A 6,385-nucleotide genomic window follows, 5' to 3' on the forward strand; every position below is an offset into this window, starting at 1 on the left:
GCGCGGTACGCCCGTAACTCCAGGTGGGTGCGGGAGTTGTGTTCATCGTGGAAGAGACGATCGCGGGCACCGAAGCCGCTCAGATCCCGAAGCAGCGCGGCGAATCGCTGCTGGAGACCGCCGTACGCTACGCCGAGGAGCGCCACTGGGACGTCTTCCCCGGGACCTGGCTGGAAGCCGTCGACGGCGTGCAGCGCTGCTCGTGCGGCGAGGCCGCGTGCGACGCGCCGGGGGCGCACCCCGCGCGTGAGGACTGGGCGACGCAGGCCACGGGGAGCGCGACGGTGGCCCGCCGGATGTGGCAGAAGCAGCCGGGAGCCTCGATTCTCCTGCCGACCGGGCGCACGTTCGACGCGATCGAGGTGCCCGAGACCGCGGGGTTCCTCGCGCTGGCCCGGATGGAGCGCATGGAGTTGACGCTCGGTCCCGTGACGTTGACGCCGGACCGCCGGATGCACTTCTTCGTGCTGCCGGGTGCGTCGGTGAAGGTGCCGGACCTGGTGCGCAAGCTGGGTTGGACGCCGTCGTCCCTGAATCTCGTCGCGCTCGGCGAGGGAGCGTATGTGGCCGCGCCTCCCACGCGCTTCGGTTCGCGGGGGGCCGTGCAGTGGGCGTGCCGGCCGACGCCCGCCAACCGGTGGCTGCCGGACGCGGAGGAGTTGATCTCACCGCTGGCCTACGCGTGCGGCCGGGACCGCTAGACCGGCGGCCGTGGGCCGTGTGTGGTTGCCCGCGCCCCTCAGGCGGGCCTTCTGACCGTAGGGTTCGGTCATGACGTCAGCCGCCGTACGCGTACAGGGCCTCTGGAAGCGGTTCGGGCAGCAAGTGGCCGTTGCCGGGATCGATCTGGAACTGCCCGCCGGGAAGTTCATCGGGCTGGTCGGACCCAACGGGGCCGGGAAGACGACCACCCTCTCCATGATCACCGGGCTGCTGCGGCCCGATCAGGGCTCCGTCGAGGTCGTCGGGCACGACGTCTGGCGGGACCCCGTCGAGGTGAAGGCACGTATCGGCGTCCTGCCGGAGGGACTCCGTCTCTTCGAGCGGCTGTCCGGGCGGGAACTGCTGGTCTACAGCGGGCGGTTGCGGGGGCTGCCCGGTGGTGAGGTCGAGCGGCGGGCCACTCAGCTCCTCGATGTGCTCGACCTGGCCGGGGCCCAGCACAAGCTCGTCGTGGACTACTCGACGGGTATGCGCAAGAAGATCGGACTCGCGGCGGCGCTGCTGCACAACCCCGAAGTGCTCTTCCTGGACGAGCCGTTCGAGGGTGTGGACCCGGTGTCCGCGCAGACCATCAGGGGCGTGCTGGAGCGGTACACGGCCTCCGGGGCCACCGTGGTCTTCTCCTCCCATGTGATGGAGCTGGTCGAGTCCCTGTGCGACTGGGTGGCCGTGATGGCCGCCGGCCGCATCCGCGCCCAGGGCACCCTCGCCGAGGTCCGCGGCGACGCCCCCTCGCTGCAGAAGGCCTTCCTCGAACTCGTCGGTGCCGGCGGTCGGGACGCCGGCTCGGACCTCGACTGGCTGGGCGGCGGCGCGCGATGACGGCCGCCGACCTCACCGCCGTCGTCGTACGGCTGAAGCTCTCGCTGCTCAGGAACGGGCTGCGGCAGTCGGGAGGGCGGCGTGCCGCCTACGTCGTTTCCGCCGTCGTCGTGCTGCTGTTCGGGGCGCTGCAGCTGCTCGGGCTGGTCGCGCTGCGTGGGCACGCGCACGCCGAGTCGGTGGTCGTGCTGCTGGTGGCCGTGCTGGCGCTGGGCTGGGCCGTGATGCCGCTGTTCTTCCCCAGCGGCGACGAGACCCTCGATCCGACCCGTCTGGTCATGCTGCCGCTGCGCCCCCGGCCTCTGGTACGGGCGCTGCTGGCGGCCTCCCTCGTCGGTATCGGCCCGCTGTTCACCCTGCTCCTGCTGACCGGCTCGGTGATCACGGTCGCGCACGGCGGTCCGGCCTACGCCGTCGCGGTCGTCGCCGTCCTGCTCGCGCTGCTGGTGTGCGTGGCCCTCGCGCGGGCCGTCGCCGCCGCCAACATCCGGCTGCTGACCAGCCGCAAGGGCCGCGATCTGGCGGTGCTCAGCGGCCTCGTCATCGCGATCGGCGTCCAGCTGGTCAACTTCGGCGCCCAGCGGCTGGGTTCGAGCGGCCTGGCGCAGTTGCAGCCGGTGGGTGACGTACTGAAGTGGCTGCCGCCGGCGTCGGCGATCGGGGCGGTGGATTCGGTGAGCGAGGGCTCGTACGGCATCGCCGTCCTCCAACTGGCGCTGAGTATCGGTGCGTTGGCGGCGCTGATCGCCGTGTGGTCAGGGCACCTGACCCGTCTGATGACCTCGCCCGACGGGTCGACCCTCCAGGCCGCCGGTGACACAGCGGCCCGCGAGCGCGGCGGCTCCGGCCTGGCCCGGCTGCTGCCCGCCGGCCGTACCGGCACCGTCATGGAGCGCGGTCTGCGCTATGTCTGGCGCGACCCCAAGACCAAGGCGGCGTGGGTGACTTCGCTGGCCATCGGACTGATCGTGCCCGTCTTCAACGCGCTCCAGGGGACCGGCTCCGTCTACTTCGCGTGCTTCGCCGCCGGAATGCTCGGCATCCAGATGTACAACCAGTTCGGGCAGGACACGTCCGCGTTCTGGATGGTCGCCACCACCATTTCCTCCGGGCACGACGCCTATGTCGAACTGCGCGGCCGGGCCCTGGCGTTGCTGGTGATCACCTTGCCGTACGCCACCGTGGTGACGGTCGTGACCACGGCCATGCTCGGCGAGTGGGTCCGTCTCCCCGAGGTGCTCGGCCTCTCCTTCGCGCTCCTGGGCGCGATGCTGGCGACCGGCGCGTGGACGTCGGCTCGCTTCCCGTACTCCATCCCGCAGGAGGGCTACAAGAACGTGGCCCCCGGCCAGACCGGCCTCGCCTGGATCTCCATCTTCGGCGGCATGGTCTCGGCGGCCCTGCTCTCCGCCCCGGTCATCGCCGCCACGATCCTGGTGAACGTGGCACAGAACGGCGACGACTGGGGATGGGTGCTGCTGCCGGCGGGCGCGGCCTACGGGGCGGCGGTCACCTGGGCGGGCCTACGGCTGGCCGCCCCGCGCACGGCGGCCCGGCTGCCGGAGATCCTGGCGGCGGTGAGCAAGGGGTGAGCGGCGGCCGGCGCACCCGCGCGACCGCGCACCGGCTCACCCGCACGACCGCACGACCGCACGACCGCACGCCGCCACGACCGCACACCGGGGCACTCACACCATCACGGCATCAAGAAAAGGCTCGATCGCCGCGCGCCACGCCTCCGGCTGGTCGTAGTGCACGAGATGCCCCGCGTCCGCGACCTCCGCGTACTCCCCCCGGGGAAGGACCCGCACCATCTCCTGGGCCTCCGCGCGCCCGAGCTCGCCGTCGAGGCCCCGGACGACCAGTGCCGGGCACCGGACCTGCGCCAGCTCCTCCCAGTGCGCGTCGTACACCCAGGTCTCGCGGGACTTCAGCATCTGGTCGGGGTCGAAGACGGGCCGCCAGCCGTCGGCGCACTCGTGCATCACCTCGGCGTAGAACTCCCCGCGCGCCGGATTGGGCCGCTCCACCCAGGGGTCGTCCTCGCCGAACCACTTCCGTACGTCGGCCAGTGTGGCGAAGGGGACGGGCCAGGCCTTGAACCAGTCGGCCCACTCCCGCTGGGAGGCCGCGCCGAGTGCGGAGGCCCGCATGTCGCAGATGACCACTCCGCGCACCAGGTCGGGGCGTTTGGCGGCGAGCTGCCAGGCCGTCAGGGCACCCATGGCGTGCCCGATGAGGACGGTCGGGGCGAGGCCGAGCTGTTCGAGGGCGGCCTCCGCGTCCTCGACGTACGCCTCACGGGTGAAGGAGGCCTGCGGGGGCTTGTCGCTCTGGCCGTGGCCGCGCTGGTCGAGTGCGACGGCGCGGTGCCGCTCGGAGAGCCAGCGGGCGGTGGAGGCCCAGTGCGAGGCGCGGCCCATCAGGCCGTGCAGTAACAGGACGCCTGGGGCGCGCTCGATCGCGGGATGCCCGACCTGGGGATGCTCGGCCCGCGCCCCGGAGAACTGTGCCGGGATGATGGACTGCGGCCCGGTCTTCGCGGGGTCGGTCTTGGGAGGGTCACCGAACTCCCAGGCCGCGAGGCGTACGCCATCCGCCCCGGTCACGTCGATGCGTCGCGCCATGGTCCTGGCACCCCCCTAGCTCAGCGTCCAGCCTTGCCGTGCACTCACTCCTGAAGAAGCGCAGACTCCGCGTCCCCCGTCACCCACAGGGACCCCCCGTCACCCGCAGACTATCGAATGGGTATTCGAAAATACGTCTTCTGCGGACAACACCCCTCGTTCGAGTGACCACACTCAAGGAATGATCGCCGCAGCCGAGGGGAGATCTTCAGCGGGAGGCGGACCGCTCGGGGAAACCGGTCCGAGGGGAATGACCCTGAGAGCTCGGGGCTCCGGGTCAGCACAGGGGAGGACAGGCCCCGGCGCCGCAAGGTGCCGGGGCCATCCACACGTCTGCGGCACATCCTCCCGCCCCCTCCGGTCATATGCCTCACGCGACAGCCTCGCACGCAATACGTCCGAGCGCTGCGATTCGACGCACAGAATCTGGACGGCAGCGCCCGGCGCCCGCGTCAGCGCTTGGCGACGAACACATGGGAGGCCACGTCCGCCTCCAGCTCGGCCGCCTCCCCGCCGCTGCCGACCAGCACACCGCCCGCCGACTCCGTCACGCTCACCACCGAACCGGGCTGCACCCCCGCGCGGCGCAGCGTGTACATCAGCTGCGCGTCCGTCTGAATGGGCTCGCCGATCCGGCGCACGACCACCGTCTTGCCGTCGGACCCCGGGTCCAGGTCGGCGAGGGAGACCATGCCCTCGTCCAGGAACGGGTCCGCGCCGTCCTTCTCGCCCAGCTCCTCCAGGCCGGGGATGGGGTTGCCGTACGGCGACTCGGTCGGGTGGCGCAGCAGCTCCAGCACACGCCGCTCCACGGCCTCGCTCATCACGTGCTCCCAGCGGCAGGCCTCCGCGTGCACCTGCTCCCACTCCAGGCCGATCACATCGACCAGCAGACACTCGGCGAGCCGGTGCTTGCGCATCACACGCGTCGCCAGCCGGCGGCCCTCGTCCGTCAACTCCAGATGCCGGTCGGCGGCCACCGCGACCAGTCCGTCCCGCTCCATCCGCGCCACCGTCTGGCTGACGGTCGGCCCGCTCTGGTCGAGCCGCTCCGCGATCCGGGCGCGCATGGGGACCACACCTTCCTCCTCCAGCTCGAGGATGGTGCGGAGATACATCTCCGTCGTGTCGATCAGTCCGGACATACGTGCCCCTCGATGAGATCTGCCGGAAGCACGAACAGCTTCCCGGCGCGTGCGCTGGCCCTGGATTCAATTCTGACGCATACCACTGACAACCGTGCCGCGCCGTTGAAACCACTGGGTTACGGCCCGTCCGACGCCCGTATTGACACAGCAGTGGTCCAGACCGCACGGTGATCCGCGGCACAGACCCCGACCCCGTTCCGTCCCGGAGGGACCCGCATGAGCGACGGCACACCGGCCGAGCAGTTCTTCGACGCCGCGATCGGCCTGCTGCAGCGGGTCCGGGACGAGGAGGCGGAGACCATCGAGGCCGCCGGCACACTGCTCGCCGACACCGTCGCCGCCGGCGGCCGTCTCTTCGCCTTCGGTGCCGGACACTCCTCGCTCGCCGCCCAGGACGTCGTCTACCGCGCGGGCGGCCTCGCCCTGATGAACCTGCTCGCCGCGCCCGGTCTCGTCGGGGTCGACGTGATGCCCGCCACCCTCGGCTCCCGCCTCGAACGCGTCGACGGCCTCGCCACCGCCGTCCTCGACACCTCGCCGCTCCTCGCGGGCGACACCCTCGTGATCATCTCCCTCTCCGGACGCAACGCCCTCCCCGTCGAGATGGCCGCCGAAGCCCGTCGCAGGGGCGTCAGGGTCATCGGCGTGACATCCGTGGCGTACGCCACGCAGACCACGGCCCGGAACTCCACCGGCACCTTCCTCAAGGACCACTGCGACGTCGTACTCGACTCGAAGATCTCCATCGGCGACGCCGAGCTGACCCTCGACACCATCCCCGCGCCCTTCGCGCCCGCCTCCACCGTCGTCACCAGCGCCCTGCTCCAGGCGGTCCTGGCCACCACCGCGGCCACCCTCGCCGCCCGCGGCATCGAACCCCCGCTGCTGCGCTCCGGCAACGTCGACGGCGGCCACGAGTGGAACGCCCGCGTGTTCGAGGAGTACCGGGACCGGATCTTCTACCAGCGCTAGGGCCCTTCTGGTGGATCTCCGCGGAGGAAGGAGCGGCGTCCGGTGCGTGCGATCGGCGTGCGGTGTGAAGGGTCATGTGGCGGAGCCACCTGT

Annotated in this window: 6 protein-coding genes; 4 read left to right on the top strand and 2 right to left on the bottom strand. The window is 71.4% G+C overall.

The window, feature by feature from the left end; translation table 11 throughout:
* Nucleotides 1–38 precede the first annotated feature (38 nt).
* The 3 genes from ABZT17_RS30575 (at nucleotide 39) to ABZT17_RS30585 (ending at nucleotide 3,137) form a co-directional block, all read left to right on the top strand.
* Entirely contained in the window at nucleotides 39–701 is a 663-nt protein-coding gene (locus ABZT17_RS30575) for a bifunctional DNA primase/polymerase (protein ID WP_356353462.1), read from the top strand.
* A gap of 70 nt (nucleotides 702–771) precedes the next feature.
* The gene (locus tag ABZT17_RS30580; RefSeq protein ID WP_356353464.1) at nucleotides 772–1,545 is read left to right on the top strand and encodes an ABC transporter ATP-binding protein; all 774 of its coding nucleotides are present in this window, start codon (nucleotides 772–774) and stop codon (nucleotides 1,543–1,545) included.
* Nucleotides 1,542–3,137: a transporter gene (locus ABZT17_RS30585; RefSeq protein ID WP_356353466.1), complete on the top strand. Its 1,596-nt coding sequence runs from the start codon at nucleotides 1,542–1,544 to the stop codon at nucleotides 3,135–3,137. Before ABZT17_RS30580 ends, ABZT17_RS30585 begins: the two co-directional genes overlap by 4 nt.
* Nucleotides 3,138–3,233: 96 nt before the next feature.
* Here ABZT17_RS30585 and ABZT17_RS30590 read toward each other — a convergent pair whose 3' ends face one another.
* Both ABZT17_RS30590 and ABZT17_RS30595 read right to left on the bottom strand, forming a co-directional pair.
* Nucleotides 3,234–4,172: an alpha/beta hydrolase gene (locus ABZT17_RS30590; protein ID WP_356353468.1), complete on the bottom strand. Its 939-nt coding sequence runs from the start codon at nucleotides 4,170–4,172 to the stop codon at nucleotides 3,234–3,236.
* Nucleotides 4,173–4,624: 452 nt separating this feature from the next.
* Nucleotides 4,625–5,317, bottom strand: coding sequence for a metal-dependent transcriptional regulator (locus tag ABZT17_RS30595; RefSeq protein ID WP_054216870.1), 693 nt, complete (start codon nucleotides 5,315–5,317; stop codon nucleotides 4,625–4,627).
* A 219-nt stretch (nucleotides 5,318–5,536) separates the two neighbouring features.
* Here ABZT17_RS30595 and ABZT17_RS30600 point away from each other — a divergent pair, with 219 nt between their 5' ends.
* Nucleotides 5,537–6,292, top strand: coding sequence for an SIS domain-containing protein (locus ABZT17_RS30600; protein ID WP_356353470.1), 756 nt, complete (start codon nucleotides 5,537–5,539; stop codon nucleotides 6,290–6,292).
* Nucleotides 6,293–6,385 lie beyond the last annotated feature (93 nt).

This window comes from Streptomyces sp. NPDC005648 (assembly GCF_040605395.1).
Lineage (GTDB): Bacteria > Actinomycetota > Actinomycetes > Streptomycetales > Streptomycetaceae > Streptomyces.